18 protein-coding genes are annotated in these 19,798 nt (G+C 54.6%); 6 read left to right on the top strand and 12 right to left on the bottom strand.

Annotation, left to right across the window (positions count from 1 at the left end; genetic code table 11):
• Positions 1-56: 56 nt before the first annotated feature.
• Positions 57-470 (bottom strand): GNAT family N-acetyltransferase, encoded by a 414-nt coding sequence (locus C162_RS32755; RefSeq protein ID WP_036702090.1) that lies wholly within the window; start codon positions 468-470, stop codon positions 57-59.
• Positions 471-697: 227 nt separating this feature from the next.
• Between C162_RS32755 and C162_RS32750 the strand changes: the two genes are divergently transcribed.
• Complete coding sequence (locus C162_RS32750) at positions 698-1,006, top strand: hypothetical protein (protein ID WP_036702089.1); 309 nt, start codon at positions 698-700, stop codon at positions 1,004-1,006.
• 152 nt (positions 1,007-1,158) lie between these two features.
• On the opposite strand, the gene C162_RS32745 is transcribed toward C162_RS32750, so the two are convergent.
• From C162_RS32745 to C162_RS32730, 4 genes are all read right to left on the bottom strand, one after another.
• A complete protein-coding gene (locus tag C162_RS32745) occupies positions 1,159-1,380 on the bottom strand; it encodes a YezD family protein (RefSeq protein WP_036702087.1) in 222 nt (73 codons plus the stop codon).
• A 101-nt stretch (positions 1,381-1,481) separates the two neighbouring features.
• Positions 1,482-2,345: a sulfate ABC transporter permease subunit CysW gene (gene cysW / locus C162_RS32740; protein ID WP_036702085.1), complete on the bottom strand. Its 864-nt coding sequence runs from the start codon at positions 2,343-2,345 to the stop codon at positions 1,482-1,484.
• A gap of 25 nt (positions 2,346-2,370) precedes the next feature.
• Entirely contained in the window at positions 2,371-3,234 is an 864-nt protein-coding gene (cysT, locus tag C162_RS32735) for a sulfate ABC transporter permease subunit CysT (RefSeq protein ID WP_442792489.1), read from the bottom strand.
• A gap of 18 nt (positions 3,235-3,252) precedes the next feature.
• Positions 3,253-4,374 carry a sulfate ABC transporter substrate-binding protein gene (locus C162_RS32730; RefSeq protein WP_036702083.1) on the bottom strand — a complete coding sequence of 374 codons (1,122 nt, stop codon included), beginning with the start codon at positions 4,372-4,374 and terminating at the stop codon, positions 3,253-3,255.
• A 371-nt stretch (positions 4,375-4,745) separates the two neighbouring features.
• On the opposite strand from C162_RS32730, the gene C162_RS32725 reads away from it, so the two are divergent.
• Complete coding sequence (locus C162_RS32725) at positions 4,746-7,073, top strand: poly(ethylene terephthalate) hydrolase family protein (protein WP_051494111.1); 2,328 nt, start codon at positions 4,746-4,748, stop codon at positions 7,071-7,073.
• 102 nt (positions 7,074-7,175) lie between these two features.
• Here the strand turns inward: C162_RS32725 and C162_RS32720 are convergent, their stop codons facing one another.
• Positions 7,176-8,228 carry a lactonase family protein gene (locus C162_RS32720; protein ID WP_036702081.1) on the bottom strand — a complete coding sequence of 351 codons (1,053 nt, stop codon included), beginning with the start codon at positions 8,226-8,228 and terminating at the stop codon, positions 7,176-7,178.
• 257 nt (positions 8,229-8,485) lie between these two features.
• Here C162_RS32720 and C162_RS32715 point away from each other — a divergent pair, with 257 nt between their 5' ends.
• The 3 genes from C162_RS32715 to C162_RS32705 all read left to right on the top strand — a co-directional run bounded on the left by C162_RS32715 (position 8,486) and on the right by C162_RS32705 (position 10,653).
• The gene (locus C162_RS32715; RefSeq protein WP_036702079.1) at positions 8,486-8,746 is read left to right on the top strand and encodes a GlsB/YeaQ/YmgE family stress response membrane protein; all 261 of its coding nucleotides are present in this window, start codon (positions 8,486-8,488) and stop codon (positions 8,744-8,746) included.
• Positions 8,747-8,914: 168 nt separating this feature from the next.
• A complete protein-coding gene (locus tag C162_RS32710) occupies positions 8,915-9,421 on the top strand; it encodes a CcdC family protein (RefSeq protein ID WP_036702077.1) in 507 nt (168 codons plus the stop codon).
• A 269-nt stretch (positions 9,422-9,690) separates the two neighbouring features.
• Positions 9,691-10,653, top strand: coding sequence for an L-lactate dehydrogenase (locus C162_RS32705; RefSeq protein ID WP_036702075.1), 963 nt, complete (start codon positions 9,691-9,693; stop codon positions 10,651-10,653).
• Between the two features lie 91 nt (positions 10,654-10,744).
• Here C162_RS32705 and C162_RS32700 read toward each other — a convergent pair whose 3' ends face one another.
• Both C162_RS32700 and C162_RS32695 read right to left on the bottom strand, forming a co-directional pair.
• A complete protein-coding gene (locus tag C162_RS32700; RefSeq protein WP_235218602.1) occupies positions 10,745-12,772 on the bottom strand; it encodes a methyl-accepting chemotaxis protein in 2,028 nt (675 codons plus the stop codon).
• Between the two features lie 182 nt (positions 12,773-12,954).
• Positions 12,955-15,282, bottom strand: coding sequence for a heavy metal translocating P-type ATPase (locus C162_RS32695; RefSeq protein WP_156949767.1), 2,328 nt, complete (start codon positions 15,280-15,282; stop codon positions 12,955-12,957).
• A 214-nt stretch (positions 15,283-15,496) separates the two neighbouring features.
• Here C162_RS32695 and C162_RS32690 point away from each other — a divergent pair, with 214 nt between their 5' ends.
• Positions 15,497-16,588: a cation diffusion facilitator family transporter gene (locus C162_RS32690; RefSeq protein ID WP_235218601.1), complete on the top strand. Its 1,092-nt coding sequence runs from the start codon at positions 15,497-15,499 to the stop codon at positions 16,586-16,588.
• A gap of 227 nt (positions 16,589-16,815) precedes the next feature.
• Here the strand turns inward: C162_RS32690 and C162_RS32685 are convergent, their stop codons facing one another.
• From C162_RS32685 to C162_RS32670, 4 genes are all read right to left on the bottom strand, one after another.
• Positions 16,816-17,181 carry an ArsR/SmtB family transcription factor gene (locus C162_RS32685; RefSeq protein ID WP_036702072.1) on the bottom strand — a complete coding sequence of 122 codons (366 nt, stop codon included), beginning with the start codon at positions 17,179-17,181 and terminating at the stop codon, positions 16,816-16,818.
• Positions 17,182-17,424: 243 nt separating this feature from the next.
• The gene (locus C162_RS32680; RefSeq protein WP_036702071.1) at positions 17,425-18,162 is read right to left on the bottom strand and encodes an ABC transporter permease; all 738 of its coding nucleotides are present in this window, start codon (positions 18,160-18,162) and stop codon (positions 17,425-17,427) included.
• A gap of 2 nt (positions 18,163-18,164) precedes the next feature.
• Positions 18,165-18,881 carry an ABC transporter permease gene (locus C162_RS32675; RefSeq protein ID WP_036702069.1) on the bottom strand — a complete coding sequence of 239 codons (717 nt, stop codon included), beginning with the start codon at positions 18,879-18,881 and terminating at the stop codon, positions 18,165-18,167.
• On the bottom strand, positions 18,878-19,789 hold the full coding sequence (locus C162_RS32670) for an ABC transporter ATP-binding protein (protein WP_036702067.1): 912 nt from the start codon (positions 19,787-19,789) through the stop codon (positions 18,878-18,880). The genes C162_RS32675 and C162_RS32670 overlap by 4 nt, the downstream gene beginning before the upstream one ends.
• Between the last annotated feature and the right edge of the window lie 9 nt (positions 19,790-19,798).

Raw genomic sequence — 19,798 nt, 5'->3', positions numbered from 1 at the left:
CCGCTGCCTCGCTTTCCTAATCTGCTATCCTTTATCATTACACGAATTCATACGATTTATCGCCGCAGGAACATTCCCTGTGAAGCAGGCATTACCGGCGCGAACCCGTATCTGGCATATAGCTTGGCCGCTTCCCCGTCAGCGATGAGACTGATATACGCCTTTTCCGGCACACTGTCCAGGAACGTGCGGATTTCCTGCATGATGCTTTTTCCGAGACCCCGTCCCTGGAAGGAAGGCTTCACAGCAATATCCGTCACTTGAAAAAAACATCCCCCGTCCCCAATAACCCTGCCCATGCCCACTAGTTGCTCCCCTGCATACACCGTCACGGCAAAAGCAGAGTTAGGCAGTCCGGCGGACGCCCCCTCTATGCTCATCGGACTAAGCCCGGCTTCCTGCCGCAGCGCCAGATAATCCTCAACTGAGGGCAGCTCCTGCCGGATCTCCGGCTGTACTGAATTTGTCATAATTCTCCTCCTGTATCCTGCAATCTGCAAGCAGATCCCGCTGCCATACTGATACCAATATATATGTATTTGTTCAAAATTGAAACGCCCCGACTCCTCCGGCGTACAATAACTCAAAACACAGCACTTGCTCTCTGCGGGCGGGCAGGTTATTCTTACCCCGTGTCCTTGGGTAAACTGTGGATAGACAGGCAACACTATTATTTTGGAAGGTTGGTGAAGTAATTATGTCTCCTACAGGGAAACTATTTAAATGGGGAACTTTCGCTTATGAGGCTTTTCTGGCGCTGCCGATTATCGGGGGAAGCTTTGTTGTGGCAAATGCCTGGGTACCGCTTGGGGTCGCTTTTCTGCTGCATGCTGTAGCCATTATCATTCTGCTGAGAGAGCGCGGTCCGATTATCGGGAATGCAGTGGGTGTGGTCACCTCGGTGGTTGCCTTGATTCCTTTTGTCGGCTGGGTGATGCATGCCATTACCGCTATCATTCTGCTCGTAGAAGGACTGAGCGGATCACGGCGCAATCCACGTTACTGATAGTCAACAAGTGGAAACGGCATTGCCGTCCTTTTAAAGGACGGTACCGTTTCAGCGAGAAATAGAAGTATAATTTATCGTGTGCGACATATAAATTCTTATATTTTTACAAAAGACCTCCCATTGGTTGCCCAATGGAAGGTCTTTCTGCATTATCCTCGTCCCCCAGTACGGGTATCGGTCCGCCGGCTTCCGGTCTCTCCACTACCACGTGAATTTGCTGTGCTGTTCTCGAAACGTTTGCGCTCCGTGCGCTCCATCTGTACGATTTGACCTTCATGCACTACGATGTGCAAGGAGCCGAATTCCATATCGTCGAGAAGTTCCGTTATCCGCGCAAGCCATACCTCATCCACCTTTAGTGGTTTCGCCATTCGCAAGCCTCCCTTTCCCGGTTAGGGAAGTAACTCTGCCTAAATTCCGTTATTACCACCTTGTATACTATGAATTAACTTAGCACGGCTCCCAATAGCTGTCAATGAGCATTTTTGCGTACAAGTACGCTTTTTACAATCATCGTCACCAGTGCCAGCAGGAGCAGCAGAGAAGCCACCGCGAAGGATGCCGAAAACTGATATTCGTTGTACAAAATTTCGACATGCAGCGGCAACGTATTCGTCTCCCCGCGGATATGCCCGGACACCACCGATACGGCGCCGAACTCGCCCATGGCCCGTGCATTGCAGAGAATAATGCCGTAGAGCAGACCCCACTTGATATTCGGCAGCGTGACGCGCCAGAAGATCTGCCACCCGTGCGCACCTAGCGTAATCGCAGCCTCCTCCTCCTGTGTGCCCTGCTCCTCCATCAGCGGAATCAGCTCGCGGGCTACGAACGGGAACGTGATAAACAGCGTAGCCAGCACGATGCCTGGCAGGGCGAAGACGATTTTGATATCATGGTCGCTTAACCAGGGGCCGAACCAGCCGTGCGAGCCGAACACCAGAATGAAGATCAGTCCGCCAATCACCGGTGATACCGCAAAGGGCAGATCGATCAGCGTAATCAGAAATCCCTTGCCGCGAAAACGGAACTTGGTCACCGCCCACGCCGCCGTTACTCCAAAGACCGTATTCAGCGGAACCGTAATCGCGGCGACCAGCAGCGTCAGTCTCAGCGCCGAGGCGGCGTCCGGGTCGGTCAATGCGGCCCAGTAGACATCCAGCCCCCGCTTCAGCGACTCCACCAGAACAATGATCAGCGGCAGCGCAATCAGCCAGAGCAGGACCAGTCCAGCCAGGGAGATGAGCACCCATTTCACCACTTGTGACTCCGTCGTAGAAGGCGATGACGCGCCTGTTCGCGGCCCGGGGACATGCAAGGGAACCGTACCGGCCATTCTAATTCCTCCTAAATTAATGTGTTTATCGCGAGCTCCGCCGAGCCCAATGCTGAAGGCTGTTGATGACCAGCAGCATCAGGAAGGAGAGCAGCAGCAGAATCAGCGCCACGGCAGTGGCTCCGGCGTAATCGAACTGCTCCAGCTTGGACATGATCAGCAGCGGGGCGATCTCAGTGCGCATCGGCATATTGCCAGAGATGAACACGACAGAACCGTACTCGCCGATGCCCCGGGCGAACGCCAGAGCGAAGCCCGTAAGCAGCGGAGGCAGCAGCTCCGGCAGGACAATCCGCAGGAAGGTACGCCCGCGGCCTGCCCCAAGCGTAGCTGCGGCTTCTTCCATGTCCCTGTCCAGATCCTCCAGCACCGGCTGCACCGTGCGGACGACAAAGGGAATGCCGATGAACATCAGCGCCAGCGTGATGCCCAGCGGCGTGAAGGCTACCTTGAAGCCCAGCGGCGTCAGCAGGGAGCCGATCCAGCCGTTCTGGGAATAGAGGGCGGTCAGCGATACGCCCGCCACGGCTGTAGGGAGCGCGAACGGCAGGTCGATCAGGGCGTCGAAGATTCTTTTACCGGGGAATTCATACCGCACCAGCACCCAGGCCAGCAGCAGTCCCAGAAAAACATTAATCAGGGCCGCAGCGCCCGCCGTACTCAGACTGACACGGTAGGAGGCCAGGACGCGGGCATCCGTAGCCACATCCCAGAACTTGGCCCAGCTCAGCCCCGTTGAATTGAAGAGCAGCGCGGACAGCGGCAGCAGGACCACAAGACTCAGATACAGTACGCTGAACCCCATCGTAATTCCGAACCCCGGCAGCAGCTTGCGCCGCGACACCGTCCTTGCAGCAGCTTTGGTCATGACACTCATCTGCCCATTCATCCTTTCAAGACTCCGCTATCAGCTGCCCGGTACGTAGATTTTGTCGAAAATCCCGCCGTCATTGAAGTGCTTCGCCTGGGTCTCCTTCCAGGTTCCGAATTTATCGGCCAGGGTGAACAGCTTAATCTCCGGGAATTGATCCTTGAACTCGGCCTTCACGCTATCCAGTGTCGGACGGTAATAGTTCTCGGCAGCAATCTTCTGGCCTTCCTCGGTGTAGAGATATTTCAGGTAGGCATCTGCTACCTCGCGCGTTCCTCTTTTATCAACCACCTTATCCACCACCGCAACCGGCGGCTCTGCCAGAATGCTCTCTGACGGATTCACAATCTCGAATTTGTCCGGACCCAGCTCCTTGATAGACAGATACGCCTCATTCTCCCAGGCAATCAGCACATCCCCGATGCCGCGTTCCACGAAGGTAGTGGTTGAGCCGCGCGCTCCGGTATCCAGGACCGGTACATTCTTGAACAGCTTTTGCACAAATTCCTGAGCCTTGGCTTCATCATTATTATTGTGGTCCAGCGCATAGCCCCAGGCAGCCAGGTAGTTCCAGCGGGCGCCGCCAGAGGTCTTGGGGTTAGGGGTGATGACCTCTACGCCCTCCTTCAGCAGATCGGGCCAGTCCTTGATGCCCTTCGGGTTGCCTTTGCGGACCAGGAAGACGATGGTGGAGGTATACGGGGAGCTGTTATGCTCATATTTACTCTGCCAGTCCGCGCCGATCAGCCCGGCCTCCTGAAGCGCATCAATGTCATATCCGAGTGCCAGCGTAACGACATCTGCCTCCAGGCCATCCAGCACAGCCCGGCTCTGCTTGCCCGATCCGCCATGCGATTGCTTGACTGTTACCTTCTGGCCGGTCTCCTGCTCCCAGTAGGCGGCGAAGGCCTTGTTGTAGTTCTCATACAGCTCACGCGTTGGATCATAGGATACATTCAGCAGCTCGACTGGATCTTTGGCCTGTGTCTGGGTGGCTTCCGGTGTTGAAGACGCCTTCGCCGCCGCTTCTGCCACGGCCGGGGCCGCCGTTCCTGCACCCGCACTGTTCCCTGCATTACTGTTCCCGCAAGCCGTAAGCCCTGCCGTCAATATCAATGCAACTCCGGCGAGAAGCCCCTTCTTGATCCCTTGTGTCATCCTTAGCCCACTCCCCCATATTAGTCTGGTAACAAGCAATAGACGCAGGAAAGCCCGCTTGCGGCAAGTCAAACCGGTCTTATAGACACGTATCTGCGAGCCTGAAGCAGGCGTTCCTCCGTCTGTACGGTAAGAACTTATTCGATTATTCCTACCCATTTAGTAGGTTATACAGATATAATACTGAACGCTTCCCGCGCTGTCAAACCTTTTTTTCACTTTGAATGAAAGACGGCGATCCACGGGCCCCGGGCAGGAAGTGGCGCCCGTTCCTGTAAGCTCCACTTGTTATTGCTGCCCCAAAGTAATATCATTGCTTACATCTAATAGAGTGAAAAAATAGAGTGGAAAACGCACCGGGGGAAATAATCATGGGAATGGATTTGGAGTATGGCCCCGCGCCGCAGGGACCGCGGCTGCACAGGCGCGTACTCAAAGAACTGGGCAGACGCATTCTGGAAACGTACAGGTATGATACTACTTTATGGAGGACTGCGCTCAGCGGCCCTTGGACGCTATGCATTCTGGCTTTTTCTATAGTTATTATGGGTATTCCTACCGGACTCGGAAGCGCAGCAGATATTATGTTGGCAGTTGGCGCAGGAACGCTTGTTATGGCGCTGGCCAGCAATCTGCTGGCTGTGCTGCTCTCTCTAACCGGACTGCGGCTTCCGCATCTGTTCGCAGGCTCTTTGCTCAGCACTTATGGGGCTGTATTGCTAATCTTATATTTTTCCGATCTGGAGCTTGAAGCTGCAGCCGTTATCGCCGGTATCGCAGCCTTGGCCTGCGGGTTAGGGGGACTTGCGGCCGGCCTGCTGCGGACCCGCAGAATGCTCAGCGGCAGTCTGCTGGCAGCGGCACTCCTCCTCTCCCCCTTCGCACTGGCCTATGGCTCCGGGACGGGGAGCAGCCCGGTATCGGTACCGTCGCTTCAGAGTCTGGCGGCAGACGGACAGGTGCTTCCCTTACTTGCAGACGATCCCGCACAGCCGGGCGGCTATACATTCCACAGCTTCACCTATGGAAGCGGCAAGGATCTGCAGCGCAAGGAGTACAGCAAGGATGTCCTGCTAACCTCTGCTTCCGTGGATGCTACCGGGTATATCTCTTCCTGGCCTGTGCTGCGGACCCTGTTCTGGGGATTCGATCCCGCTTCCCTCCCGCTGAACGCCAGAGTATGGATGCCGGACGGGGACGGGCCGTATCCGCTGGTGCTCATGGTGCATGGCAACCATATGATGGAGGACTTCTCCGAGGGCGGCTACGCCTATCTTGGTGAATTGCTGGCCAGCCGGGGCTTCATCGCGGTCGCCCTGGATGAGAATTTCCTGAATTATTCAGCTTGGTCGGGTATTCCAGACAACGACTTCAAGGTAAGGACCTTAATGATTCTAAAGCATCTGCAGCAGATCGGAAGCTTCGCGGAGCATCCCGGCACCCCCTTCTACCAGAAGGTTGATTATGACTCTGTTGCGCTGCTCGGCCACAGCCGGGGCGGCCAGGCTGTAGCCATGGCTGCGGATGCATCGCTCTGGTTCAGCAGTGATCCGGTTCTGGAGGCTATTCAGCAGTTCCATATTACTTCAGTCATTGCCCTGGCCCCTACGGATAAAATGATCGACAGCAAGCAGGCCCGTCTAACGGATGTGAGCTATCTGACGCTGCAGGGCGCCCGTGACGGCGATGTGCATGATTTCTACGGGGACCGGCAATATATGCGTTCTTCCTACACCGGCAATACCCCCGGCTTCAAAAGCTCGCTCTACATCGCTGATGCCAACCATAGTCAGTTCAATACGGACTGGGGGCTTTATGACCAGACGCTGCCGACCGGCCTGTTCCTGAAGCGTTCCCGGATCATGGACGGGGAGGAGCAGCGGAGAATCGCCAAGGTCTATGTCTCTGCCTTCCTGGAGAACACGCTGCACGGGAGAACCGAGTACCGGCAATTGTTCCGCGATTACCGCAGCGGCGCCCGGTGGCTGCCGGATACCGCCTATTATAACCGCTTCCAGAGCGGGTCCTATATCACGGTAGCGGACTATGATGAAGATCGCAACAGAGGCATCGTTCAGGGCGGGACCGTCTCTACGACTACGGGGCTTCACTGGAGCGAAGAGGCCGCGAAGGACCGTGAACGGAACAATAAGCCCTCTTACGGTATCCTGCTGGAGCGCAGCGCAAGCCCGGATCAGGAGTCTGCGGACGCCGAGGCGGCTTACAGCATTAGGCTCAGCGATACGCTGACCCGGACGCTTGCGAAATCCCCTGCTGTAGAGGGGCTCACCTTCTCCCTGGCGAACCATAACTCCGATCCTAACCAGGACGGCGATGCCGGGCCGATGCCGGAAGCTGAGCTCTCTCCGGATGTGGAGGTGGAGCTGACTGACAGCAACGGCACCGCCGCAAGAATCCCTCTGGACGAGGTGATGGATATTCTGCCGCTCCCGCAGACTGAATTCACGCTTAGTCCGTGGCTGGAGGAGCGGATCAGTGACGGCAAATTCAGCAACCTCTCGGAAGCCGTCTACCAGACCTACAAGCTGCCCTTCGAGCTGTTCCTTGAGGAAGAACCGGAGCTTGATCCGGACAGTTTGACTGATATCACTTTTTATCTGCAAGGCTCAGAAGACAAGATTATGCTGGACGACATCGGCTTCTACGAGCGGGGGGACCCGCTGACAGGAGTGTATTAACCGGACATCATTCTATCTATAAAAAGCCCAAATTGCCCCCTGCCCGCCATACTCCGGCGTTCAGGGGGCTTTGCCGTTCCTGCACAAAGATACTTGTCCAGGTTAGTCCAGGGCTACAAGGCAGACAGGGGCTGGTACTTCCAGCTCATTGCCGGTAGGGATCAGCCGCCCGGTCTCACTGTCTATGCGGAAGGAGGCAATATTGCCGCTGTTCTGGTTAGCGGCGAGCAGCATGCCGCCGATCAGAGCGAAATTGCGCGGTGTCCGACCCCCGGAGATTACCCAGTCTTCCGCTTCCAGCAGACCTGTAGCCTTATCGATGTGGAATAGTGCGATGCTGTCGTGTCCACGGTTGGATACGTAGAGGTAACGCCCGCATGGCGATACATGGATGTCAGCAGCCGTGTCATCACTTCCGGCCGTATAGTGCTCTGGGAGACTGCTGATGCTCTGCAGGAGCTTCAGATTACCCTGAGGCTCATCATTGGCGAATACGGTGACCGTATTGCTCAGTTCATTGACCAGATAGATCCATTGCCGCGAAGGATGAACCGCCAGATGGCGCGGTCCTGAACCTGGAGGAAGGTCCGCCTCCCGGTGAGTGACCAGCTTCCCTTCCTCCACCCGGTAGATCACAATCTGGTCAAGACCAAGGTCACAGACCAGCACATGTTCACCCGTCTTATCCGGAATCACCGAATGGGGGTGGGGAGCCTCTTGTCGGTCACTTCGGATTCCCGAGCCCTCATGCTTCACCTGGGAAGACATCTCCTGCAAGGACCCGTCCGGGTTCAGCGGGAACACATTGACGTTGCCCCCCATATAGTTAGACACGGCTATGTAATCTCCCTGCGGAGCAACCGAGACATAACAAGGTGCGCCGCCTCCGGTTGCTCTGCTGCCCAGCGGATGCAGGGCTTTGCTGCCGGGTTCAATCGCATAGGCATGAATCTCACCCTCATCCTGCTCGCTCACTGCATATAATGCAGTCTGCGCCGCATTGACCGCCAGATAGGAGGGATTCTGGGTCCCCCGGGTACCGCCCATAAGCCTCATTTCTCCGGTCTCCTTATCCAGCGCACCGAGCAGGATGGCCTCTTTCTCCTTACTGTTGTACGTTCCAATATAGAATAATACTTCATTAGGCTGGTGCATGGCTGCGGCTCCTTTTTGTTCTAAAGTATATAATCTTATATAACCTGTACACCCCTATTCTCACTCAGAGGGTGATCCATTAATTCACTATAACATCTTTATGTACCCGCGGCCTTATCAGGGTTAAACAGCATAAATTTGGACAGACTGGAATACTAAATAAATGTGTGCCGGCAAAATTTAACACTGGTTTAAACGCTGAGCATGAGGTTAATAGTAACCATCGAAGACAACAAACACAAAAGGAGCTGAAGTAAATGAGTTTACTATGGATGTTGATTGTTGGTGGCGTAATTGGTTGGCTGGCCGGGTTGATTATGGGCCGGGACATTCCGGGCGGAGTTATTGGCAACATTATCGCTGGTATTCTCGGTTCATGGCTGGGCGGCATGCTGCTGGGAAGCTGGGGACCTAAGGTCAGCGACTTCTATGTCTTCCCATCACTAATCGGTGCTGTGATTCTGATCTTTATCGTAAGCCTGATTCTGCGTTCGGTTGGCGGACGTAGCCGTTCTTAAGCTCTATGGCAGCATTCTTCGATGAAGCTGCTGAACTATACTTAGCAAGCAGACCCGCCGGGGTTAGACTCCTGGCGGGTTTGTTGTGTGTACCTCATTCTGAAATCCAATCATTATCTGCTATAATGAAGACAATAGTGACCAAAATCACAGAGAGGACAGTGAATTATGGGTAACATCAACCCCTCACTTCTGCATGTGGGCTCTACGCTGGGGGCCGTATTCATGGCGCTGATGGTGATTTTCATCCGCATGAAGGCCAGTGCCCGCCCGGTAACGATCCGCAAAATATGGATTCCGCCGCTTGGCATGTCCACTGGCTTCGCCATGTTCGTCGTACCGGAAGTGCGCTTCCCCTGGTGGTGGGCGGCCGCGGCCTTCCTGGTCGGCTGGTTTATTTTTGCCTATCCGCTAATCCGCAGTACGCGGTTCGAAGAACGTGAAGGGCTGATCTATGCCCAGCGCTCCAAGAGCTTCGCGTTCATTCTGCTTGGACTGCTGCTGGTCCGCACTCTGCTCCACGAGTTCATCAACCGGTATGTATCTGTTCCTCAGTCCGGCGGATTATTCTTCATTCTGGCCTTCGGCATGATCCTCCACTGGAGACTGTTCATGTATAAGCACTATACCGGAATGTTGCCTGCCGAGCCGCAGATTCCGCAGCCCCGGGTCTAGGACGAAGCGGGGACGAATGATTTTCAATTAACAGGGGGTGTCCCCGGCAGCCTTAGGGATGACTGCCGGAGGCACCCTTTCCTTCTGCCTTCCCAAATGCCCATCAGCTGCATATTATAGTTCATAAGAACCCTGACACTCTAACCTTCCATGTGAATTGTGGCTAAATAACGGACGGGGGCAGCGGGCATTTTCGGTGCTATGTCAGGTAACTTGCGATGAGATCGGTTAGAATAGTACCATACTTGTAGAGAGTGGGGACGGGGCAATTGAAAAGTAAATCGAGAAAAGTGGCAATCGTCGGCTCCGGCATGGTCGGCTCAAGTGTTGCCTATTCCATGGTGAATCAAGCCGTATGCGATGAGATCATGATGATTGACCGCACCTACGACCGCGCCATGGCACAAGCGCTTGATCTCTCGCACTGCATGGACTTCACCGGAACACGCACCAAGGTCTATGCCGGCACCGCCAGCGACTGTGCGGGGATGGATGTCGTCATTCTGACGGCAGGCGCCAATCCCAAGCCGGGGCAGACCCGGCTGGATGTACTGGATGCTGCTGCTGTAATTACCCGGGAGATCATAACCGAGATTATGGCGGGCGGCTTCGATGGTATCTTCGTCGTCGCTGCGAACCCTGTAGATATTGTGACTTATATGGTCTGGCAGATCTCCGGCCTGCCGCGGCACCGGGTAATCGGCACAGGCACCTCCATCGACTCTTCCCGGCTGAAGACACTGTTGTCGGAAGTATTCACGATCGATCCGCGCAGCGTCAACGGCTATGCCCTTGGCGAGCATGGGGAATCGCAGTTCGTGGCCTGGTCCCATGTGACCATCGGCGGCAAGCCGATTCTGCAGATTATGGAGCAGCACCGCGAGCGCTTCAGCAGCCTGGATCTGGAGGATATCGCCCGCAAGACGAAAGATGCAGGCTGGGAGATTTTTACGCGCAAGGGCTCCACTCACTTCGGGATCGGCAGTGCCCTCGCCTATATCACCCGCTCCATTCTGAATGACGAGCACAAAATCATCGCCGTCTCCGCCATCCTGGACGGGGAATACGGACAAAGCGGCGTATGTGCCGGAGTACCGGCTATTATCAGCAGCAGCGGCATTCAGGAATTGCTGGAGCTGAACCTCAGCGATACGGAGATGGCCAAATTCACCGCCTCCTGTAGCATCATCCGCGCGGGAATTGATAGCCTCACGCTAGAGGAGCAGCACTAAGCTTAACAGCATAGCCTATACAGTAAACACCCCTCTGCTTCACACAGTAACCTGTGCGACAGAGGGGTGTTTGCGATGATTTCACCTGATATTATTGAAACTTCTCGATCTCGCTCCGCAATTCGCTCATTAACTGGTTGAGGGATTCGGCTGAGGTGACGACCCGGCCCATCAGATTCCGCTGCTCGGTGGAAGCCTCCGCCACCATCTCGGCACTCTCGGCAGAATCTCTGGCAATGATCAGCATATCGGAGATGGAGGCTGTAATCTCCTCTGTCCCGGCGGACATCTGTTCATTGACGGCAGAGACGTCCTGGATCTGAACCGATACCTCACGGATGGACGAGCGGATATGGTCGAAGGAGGTGCCTACGTTTTGCATTTTACCCATTCCGTCTCCGATCTCAGCAATGCTCTTCCCCATAGAGACCTCAGCCGCTCTGGTGGATTCCTGAATCTGACGGATCAGCTCCACAATATTCACAATGGCGCTGTTCGTGCGCTCCGCCAGCTTCTTCACTTCATTCGCCACCACGCCGAACCCGCGCCCATGCTCGCCTGCTCTGGCCGCTTCAATCGACGCATTGAGGGATAACAGCCCCGTCTGGTTGGAGATTTCAGAGATTACATCAACAATCTGGCCAATCTGTTCAGATTGTCCGCTCAGATTGCTGATCAGAGCCGAGGTCTCCTCCGCAGCGCCGCTGATGACAGTCATCTGCTTAAGTGTGGATTGAATCTCTACATATCCGTTCTCGACCTCGGTGCTGACCGTCTCTGCCTGGTCGGACACATTGACGGAGGATTCCGCAATCCGCTGCAGCCCGATCGCCATCTCCTCCGTAGCTCTTGCCGCCTGTTCCGAGCCCTTGAACTGCTCGCCCATGCCCTGGGCGACTTCCTGGACGACCGTCTCAATCTCAGCCGACGTATTCGAGGTCTGATTGGCGTACTTCAGCACACTTTCTGCTGAGACAGCAACCTGGGCCACTGTAGCATCGATTTTGCCGACAATGCCGGATAATGATCCGATCATATCATTAATGCTCTGGCTCATCTGGCCGATCTCATCACTGGAGCGTACGGTCACCCGTTCGCTGAGATGGCCGTCCGCCACTTTCTTCATCACCCCGGAGATCGCTGCAATCGGCTTCACAATCAGACGGGTCAGATACAAGGCCAAGGCAATGACCGCTAAAATGATGATTACAATGAACAAGGTGGATATCCGCTGGGCTGAGGTGACTTTGGCGGTAATCTCGCTTTTGGGAACCGTAATCAGCAGCTTCCAGTCTGTGCCCGGAACGCTACGGAAATAGGTAATCACCTGTTTGCCGTCCTCTCCCCTGTAGGCTTCCGAGCCTGCTTCCTTGCCGAGAATATGCTCTACAGCCTGTTTCATCTCTGTTGTCTTGGCGTAATCCGCGATATTCTTGCCGATCCGCTCGGTCTCGGAGTAGGCGTAATAATCACCCTTGCCCGAGATTACGTATCCGTAGCCGGTGTCGCCCACGTGGATATTTTTGCCCATCTCCATCAGAATGTCCGGTGTCACCGAGAAGGCGATGCCGCCGCCAAACTGTTTGTTCTTGTCCACGACCGGAACGAATACCGGAATAATATATTTACTGAGCTGTTCCAGATAAGACATCTCCGCTACAGCCGGAGCAAGACTCTCCTTTGCCTGCAGGAAATATGCCGATTGGCCTACATCCGCCGTAAGCTTAAGGGAATTGGCCAGAATGCCTTGCTTGTTAATGACGCTGTAACCTTCGGACTGAGTATCGCTCTCTTCGAGTACCTTGACCACAGGAAAAATAGTATCCGGTCTCGAGGTATCAAATTCAGGATGCTGTGCAATCAGCTCCTGGACCGCAGATGTCCGCGTATTCAGCCACTCTGCGATCCGTGTGGTATTCATCTCCAGAATATTCTGGGCGAGCTCCTCACTGTCGTCTCTGGTTACACCCCCGAAGTACTGCATGAAAAAGATCGTGACACCAAGCAGAGGTACAATAGCAATTGCCAAAATAACAAGCGAATACTTGCTTTGTAGCGACAATGATTTTCCATTCTTTGCATTCATTTTCAATTTGGACCGTACACTTGCCTCATTCACCGCAAAATCCCCCTAGAAACCCTTTGTGGTCTTCCATATGCTGTAAATATATATTGATATATCGGCATAAATAGACAAAAAGCATAATACATGCAATAAAAATAAGCCTTAAGACCCAAAAATTAGGATCATTAAGGCTTATACTTTTCATAATTATTTCATTATCGCATCATATTACACCATTATACCGATTTCGGCGGCTGTAAAGCTCGCATACTGTTCAGTACAGCAAGTACAGTAACTCCGACATCTGAGAATACGGCCTCCCACATGGTGGCAATTCCGAACGCTCCCAGCAGCAGGAAGACCGCTTTAACTCCCAGCGCAAAAGCAATGTTCTGCCAGACAATGGTCCGTGTCCGCTTGGCGATGCCGATGGCGGAGGCGATTTTGGAAGGTTCATCCGTCATGATTACAATATCCGCAGCCTCAATGGCTGCATCCGAGCCAAGTCCGCCCATGGCAATCCCGACATCCGCTCTGGCCAGCACCGGAGTATCATTAATCCCGTCCCCGACAAAAATGATCTTCTCCTTCGGTCCCTTTTCCCGCTCCAGCTGTTCAATCGCCGCGACCTTATCCCCCGGCAGCAGCTCTGCATGGATCTCCTGAATACCCAGTTGTCTGCCGACAGACTCGGCTACCGGAGCGGCGTCACCAGTCAGCATAACCGTCTTGTGGATTCCCAGTGCATTCAGAGCCTGAATAGCCTTAAGAGAATCGTCCTTCACTTCATCTGCAATGACGAGATAACCTGCGTAGCGCTTATCTACAGCAATATGAACGATCGTCCCGTACTCCTGCGGGGTTACGCTGGCAATCCCTTCACGCTCCATCAGCCGCGCATTCCCGGCAAGCACTGCCTTCCCCTCCACGGTAACGGCGATGCCGTGGCCGGAGATTTCGTTATAGTCGGTAATCGCTTCGCCGGGAATCGCTTCGCCATAGGCTGCACGGATGGATTCCGCAATCGGATGGCTGGAATGGCTCTCCGCATAAGCCGCTACCCGCAGCAGTTCCTGCCCGGTGAAGCCTTCCGCCGGAATATTGCCGGTTACCGTGAACTGGCCTTTGGTCAAGGTTCCTGTCTTATCGAACACAACGATCTTCACATCATTCAAGGCTTCCAGATAGTTGCTGCCCTTCACCAGAATCCCGTTCTTGGACGCGGCACCAATACCACCGAAGAACCCAAGGGGGATCGACACGACAAGCGCACAAGGGCAAGAAATAACGAGGAAGACCAGTGCGCGGTAGATCCAGTCCGAGAAGGTGGCTCCGCTAAGAACCAGCGGCGGAACCACTGCCAGCAGCAGCGCTGTTATCACTACAACCGGCGTATAGGCGCGGGCGAATTTGGTGATAAAATTCTCTGTCTTCGCTTTGTTATTCGTAGCATTCTGCACCAGCTCCAGAATCTGCGAGACTGCTGACTCGCCGAAGTCCTTGGTCACTTCAATGGTAATCACACCATTGCGGTTAATGAATCCGCTCAGCACCTGGCTTCCCGGCTGTGTCGAGCGGGGTACCGATTCTCCGGTCAGCGCCGAGGTATCCATCATCGCGCTGCCCTCAAGAATAATCCCGTCCAGCGGAACCTTCTCGCCGGGCTTAACCACGATGCTGTCCCCTACGCTAACCTCTTCGGGGGACACCTTGCGCAGATTATTGCCTTCCTTCAGATAAGCGAACTCCGGCCGTATATCCATCAGCGCTGTAATCGAACGGCGTGAACGGTTCACAGCCATTCCCTGGAACAGCTCACCCACCTGATAGAAGAGCATAACCGCGACGCCTTCAGGATATTCGCCGATAGCGAAGGCACCGATGGTCGCAAGGGCCATCAGGAAGTTCTCATCGAACACCTGGCCTCTTACAATATTCCGGGCAGCAGAGAAGACAACCTCACCGCCGACAATCAGATAGGCTGCCAGGAAGATCAGCAGCTCGGTGATCCCGCTGACTGGCAGGAACATCCCGGCAGCGGCCAGAATGGCACCACCGCCCAGCCGCATCAGGATGCGGCGCGTATCGCCCTCCCCATGCTCGTGGCTGTGTCCGTGGCCATGGGAATCCTCATGACTGTGGCTGTGCTCAGCAGCATGTGAATGCTTGTGCCCGTCTTCATGGGAATGCACTTCTCCGTGGGCATGCTCATGACCGTGCGGTTCGCCGTGGCTATGAACATGGCCCTGTCCTTGAACTGCTACGCCGCGCACCTGAGCTGCATCCTCCGCAGACAAGGGCTTCTTAACAGCCCGCGAAGCTTGAACCGCCCGTGGCTTCACATGCGGCTCCAGCTTGGTTACCGTCTGCTCAGCCTGCCCGGCGATCTCATCCGCAGCAGCAGCCGTTGTCTCCAGTGTCATGGTCTTGGTGGCGAAGTTGACGGTGCAGGAGGACACACCTTCAATCTTCTTGACCTTATTCTCGATCTTCATTGCGCAGTTCGCGCAGTCCAGCCCATCCAGTACCCATTTCCGCTTCACATTGTCTTCTAACGTACTCAAATGACTCATCTCCCTTGATCGTCCCTATATATGAGTATTTGTTCATATGTTAACTTACACCTATTATATTCTCCTGAAACATACAGTGTCAATGCATTCAGCCCACAGATTGTGGCAAAATAAAAATAAGAAAAGCTTGTAATTTACCTGCAGACGCCATAATATTAACATATGAGCAAACATTCATATGTTAACTGAAAAGAGGTCCTATCTAATGAACAATTCCAAAATGAACAACGTTAAACCTTCCGGGCAGCATCCGAATGTAACAGCTTCGAACAGCAGTGGATCGGAGCACGCAAGTCATGAGAATGCAGAGCATACGCATAGTGACTCACATGCTCACTCACACTCTGGGACACATACTGGAGCACATGCTCATTCGCAATCTGGCGGGCATTCCCACTCTCATTCACATGCACATTCACATTCCCACGCACCGGATAATAAAAAGGGGCTGCTAATCGCCTTAATTATCACCGGCGGCATTATGTTCCTTGAATTCTTCGGCGGTCTGTTTACGGGAAGTCTGGCTCTTTTGTCCGATTCAGGCCATATGCTCAGTGACACCGCCTCCCTTGCCCTTAGCCTTGTGGCAATGATTATCGCGGTGAAGCCGGCATCCTCCAAGAACTCCTACGGCTTCCACCGGTTCGAGATTATGGCGGCCTTATTCAACGGGGTGACTCTGTTCGTCATTGCCGGATTCATTATGTATGAAGCTTTCCAGCGTTTCTCCGCCCCTCCGGTGGTAGCCAGCGGAACGATGATGCTGATTGCCAGTGTCGGATTGCTGGCCAATCTCGTCAGTGCGTGGTCACTGATGCGCAAAAGCGGGGCTAAAGACAATATCAATATCCGCAGCGCTTACCTGCATGTAATCAGCGATGCTCTCGGCTCCGTGGGCGCGCTGGCGGCTGGTCTAATTATGAACCTGTTCTCCTGGTATGTCGCAGATCCTATCATCAGTGTGCTGGTTGCCCTGCTGATCCTGCGCAGCGCCTGGGGTGTCATCAAGCAAGCCTTCCATATTCTTATGGAAGGAACTCCGTTTAACGTGAATGCTGAAGAGGTGAAGAAGGCGCTACTGGGCATTGAAGGGGTTGAAGATGTGCATGATCTGCATATCTGGACCATCACCTCCGGCCTGGATGCCCTCAGCGGTCATCTGCTGATCAGAGACGGGGTGAATACGGAGCAGGTACTGCAGCAGGCACTTCAATTAGTGGAAGAGAATTTCGGCATCCAGCATACCACACTGCAGATTGAGAATTCTGCTGTGAAGCACGGTCACCTTCCGGTTTGAGGAAGAGGTGGTACGCGGAGAAGGGTGAGGGAGTATGCGAGTCCAAGGGAGTCCGGGATAGTCGGAGGAAACCTAACGATTCTGTAGGCCTGCCGAATATATGCTGTTTTCCACATACATTCGGCGCACTGGCACATATATATTTGGTTTACCGCACAACATAATATAAAAGGGCTGCCCCAAGCCATTACCTGGCTTGGGGACAGCCCTTTTGCTGTCATAACAATCTATTCATGCCGGATATGTTCATGAGTCTGCAGGAAGATCTGCTCCACATGTGCATCATTCAGCGAATAATATACGGTCTTGCCTTCCTTGCGGCGCTTCACAATCCGCAGATTCCGCAGATAGCGGAGCTGATGGGAGACTGCCGACTGTCCCATATCCAGTATGGAGGACAAGTCATGCACACATAGCTCCTGCTGGGATAACGCGTAAATCAGCCGAACTCTTGTCGGATCGCCCAGTGCCTTGAACATTTCCGCCATCTTATCTGTAGTCTCGCGGTCCGGCAGAATCAAGGCCATAGATTCCGGTTCCAGTTCGGAACCATTACAGGTGTTGTCGCATTCTTCAAGTGCCGCTGGTTCCATGCTCCCGCCCTCCTCCATATACTCATCCGGCATCGCCGGCGCTTAATAGTATCTTCTACGATTAATTATAGGAAAAATGGCGTCGAATGTCCATGGAGAAGGGAAATGCGTAAGGGATTTCACTCAAACATGCGGCGGTGTATAGCGTTGCGTTCGGGTTCGCTTCGAATATTCCGTGTTAGTTGTAGTCATTGGATTAGTATTTAACATTTCCCACCAGCCGCATTCCTATACCTGCTAACCTTATACCGCCTTACGCCAAAAGCCTATCAAGCCAGCACCCAGGAACAGAAGCAGGCTGCCCGACACGACAATCATCAGGCTCTCCAGCGGCAGGTTGAAGGCGCCGAACCGTTCTTCTCCAAAGGGGGACATGGCCAGCATCGGTTGTACCCATGGGTAATAAGGTCCGTAGGTGGCAGAATTGGCAATCAGTATATTGGGAATGGTGAAGCAGACATTCAGCGCCAGCGGAGCGCCGAAGCTGCTCCAGCCCTGGGATACCGCCAGTTGCAGGGCAGCCAGGGGCAGGCAGGCAAACCATCCTCCGAACAGGCTGCTCAGCAGCAGCTCCCAGGGAACTCCCCCTTCTGCACCCCGATACCATCCGACCCCCAGAACCCCTCCAACAAATAACAGCTGCACCGCACCCAGCAGCGCTATTATCAATACATATTTGGCAAAGTATACTGAAGTCCGCGTAACCGGGAGCGCCAGGAGCTGCTTCCAACCGCCGTCACTATGCTCATTGCGGCAGATTAAGGCAGCGAAGAGTCCTGAGAGCACCGGAAGAAACAGCAGCGCATGTAGCGTTGACATCGTACTCAGCAGAACCTGCCAGGTGATTGTCTGATTTCCCGGCATGTCCGAAAGCGCACCAATCGGCAGGGAGACCAGCGGACTGAGCAGAATCAACAGCCAGGTGCGGAATCCGGCTATCTTCAGACACTCCGCAGACATGATTCGCAGAAAATTCCTCATATTCAGTCCACATCCTTTCGCGCGAAATGGATGGCTCCAGGCAGGATTACCAGGAGTCCAAGCACCAGGCCGGCTCCGCTGAACAGCCAAGGACGCGGATCACTCCAGGCTAATTCCGGCCAGGAGAGCGGGAACCACTGCGTGAAGTACGAACCGAACGGGCTGACCAGCGACAAGGTCAATCCCACCGATACCGGAAGGGTCTGGTTCCGGCTGGTTAAAGACAGCCACAGCTGGAGTGCAATGATAGGCATGGCCGCAGCATAGGCGGCGAAGCCCATCCGCAGGACATCTGCGAGCGGTATCGGCTGAGTACCGAAGCCGAGCAGCAGTCCGAGAATGACGGTTCCCGCCGACAGCAGCAGGCAGGACACGATAAGCAGCAGCAGGCAGAGCAGCAGCTTCGCCATGAATACTGCCGTACGGGAGACAGGCAGCGCCAAAAGCTGCTTCCAGGCGCTGGTCTGATGCTCGACATTCGCAATCAGAGAGCAGATTAGTGTGCCTCCAAGATAAAGGGCAATCGGTACGAAAGGTATGACCTCACTGAGCAGGCCACCCCACAGATCCTCGCGGTACTGCCCGCGAAGATAGTCATAGCGGAGGCCAAAATTCAGTCCCTGCATGGCGATGAGGCCCAGTGGACCGAGAAAGGTGAGGAACCATATGCCTTTGCCGCGGATCTTAAGCCAGTCCGCCGACAGCGCACGCCACATCATAGCTCCCCTCCCCCAACCACCTGCAGGAAGAATTCCTCCAGAGATTGCCTGTGCTCCTCCACCCTGTAGATCGCGTGACCCTCCTCGACCAGCTCTTTGACCAGCAGCGATACTCTCGCATCACTCATCCGGGGCAAAACCAGCCGGCCCTCCTGCAGCTCGCCGCCGCAGCCGCGCCGCACCGCCGTCATCAGCGCAGTCTCCGGCTCGGATAACGCCAGGCGCAGATGGCCGGCCGCCTGCTGCTGGAGATGGGCAATGGTATCCTGGTAGACCATCTGTCCCTCGCGGATAATGCCAACCGTACCGGCCATCTGCTCAATCTCGCTCAGCAGATGGCTGGAGACCAGCACCGTAATCCCCTGCTCTCCGGGCAGCCGCTTAATCAGGGAACGGATCTCCTGTATGCCTGACGGGTCCAGCCCGTTGGTCGGCTCATCGAGAATCAGCAGCTCCGGGCTGCCCAGCAGAGCTGCCGCAATCCCCAGCCGCTGCTTCATGCCCAGCGAGAAGCCCTTGACCGGCCGCGTCTCCTCCCCGGTAAGTGAGACGATCTCCAGCACCTCGGCAATGCGCACCTTCGGCACAGCCAGAATGCGGCGGATCGCTTCCAGGTTGTCCCATGCACTCAGATGCCCGTAGTAGGACGGCGATTCCACCAGTGAGCCTACCTTGCGCAGAATGGGCATCCGGTTCGCACGCAGCTCCTTGCCGAAGATTTCAATGCTGCCGGAGGTCGGCTTAATCAGACCGAGCAGCATTCGGATGGTTGTTGTTTTACCGGCACCGTTCGGTCCGAGGAAGCCGTAGATTTCCCCTTTTGTAATATTGAGATTCAGGTTCTTCACAGCTGCACGGCCGCGGTATTCCTTAAGCAGATCTCTTGTCTCTATCACTGTATCCTTCATTCTTCTCTT

It is taken from the genome of Paenibacillus sp. FSL R7-269, from assembly GCF_000517865.1.
GTDB lineage: Bacteria > Bacillota > Bacilli > Paenibacillales > Paenibacillaceae > Paenibacillus_AQ.
The sequence above is the reverse complement of the archived record's forward strand: the minus strand, read 5'-3'. Positions and strand labels throughout refer to the sequence as shown.

Bases quoted from the DNA above. Each gene is read 5' to 3' on its own strand.
- cysT (WP_442792489.1), bottom strand. From the start codon at position 3,234: ATGAATGGGCAGATGAGTGTCATGACCAAAGCTGCTGCAAGGACGGTG.
- C162_RS32690 (WP_235218601.1), top strand. From the start codon at position 15,497: ATGAACAATTCCAAAATGAACAACGTTAAACCTTCCGGGCAGCATCCG.
- C162_RS32730 (WP_036702083.1), bottom strand. From the start codon at position 4,374: ATGACACAAGGGATCAAGAAGGGGCTTCTCGCCGGAGTTGCATTGATA.
- C162_RS32675 (WP_036702069.1), bottom strand. From the start codon at position 18,881: ATGATGTGGCGTGCGCTGTCGGCGGACTGGCTTAAGATCCGCGGCAAA.
- C162_RS32670 (WP_036702067.1), bottom strand. From the start codon at position 19,789: ATGAAGGATACAGTGATAGAGACAAGAGATCTGCTTAAGGAATACCGC.
- C162_RS32680 (WP_036702071.1), bottom strand. From the start codon at position 18,162: ATGAGGAATTTTCTGCGAATCATGTCTGCGGAGTGTCTGAAGATAGCC.
- C162_RS32745 (WP_036702087.1), bottom strand. From the start codon at position 1,380: ATGGCGAAACCACTAAAGGTGGATGAGGTATGGCTTGCGCGGATAACG.
- C162_RS32750 (WP_036702089.1), top strand. From the start codon at position 698: ATGTCTCCTACAGGGAAACTATTTAAATGGGGAACTTTCGCTTATGAG.
- C162_RS32725 (WP_051494111.1), top strand. From the start codon at position 4,746: ATGGGAATGGATTTGGAGTATGGCCCCGCGCCGCAGGGACCGCGGCTG.
- C162_RS32720 (WP_036702081.1), bottom strand. From the start codon at position 8,228: ATGCACCAGCCTAATGAAGTATTATTCTATATTGGAACGTACAACAGT.
- C162_RS32715 (WP_036702079.1), top strand. From the start codon at position 8,486: ATGAGTTTACTATGGATGTTGATTGTTGGTGGCGTAATTGGTTGGCTG.
- C162_RS32710 (WP_036702077.1), top strand. From the start codon at position 8,915: ATGGGTAACATCAACCCCTCACTTCTGCATGTGGGCTCTACGCTGGGG.
- C162_RS32755 (WP_036702090.1), bottom strand. From the start codon at position 470: ATGACAAATTCAGTACAGCCGGAGATCCGGCAGGAGCTGCCCTCAGTT.
- cysW (WP_036702085.1), bottom strand. From the start codon at position 2,345: ATGGCCGGTACGGTTCCCTTGCATGTCCCCGGGCCGCGAACAGGCGCG.
- C162_RS32685 (WP_036702072.1), bottom strand. From the start codon at position 17,181: ATGGAACCAGCGGCACTTGAAGAATGCGACAACACCTGTAATGGTTCC.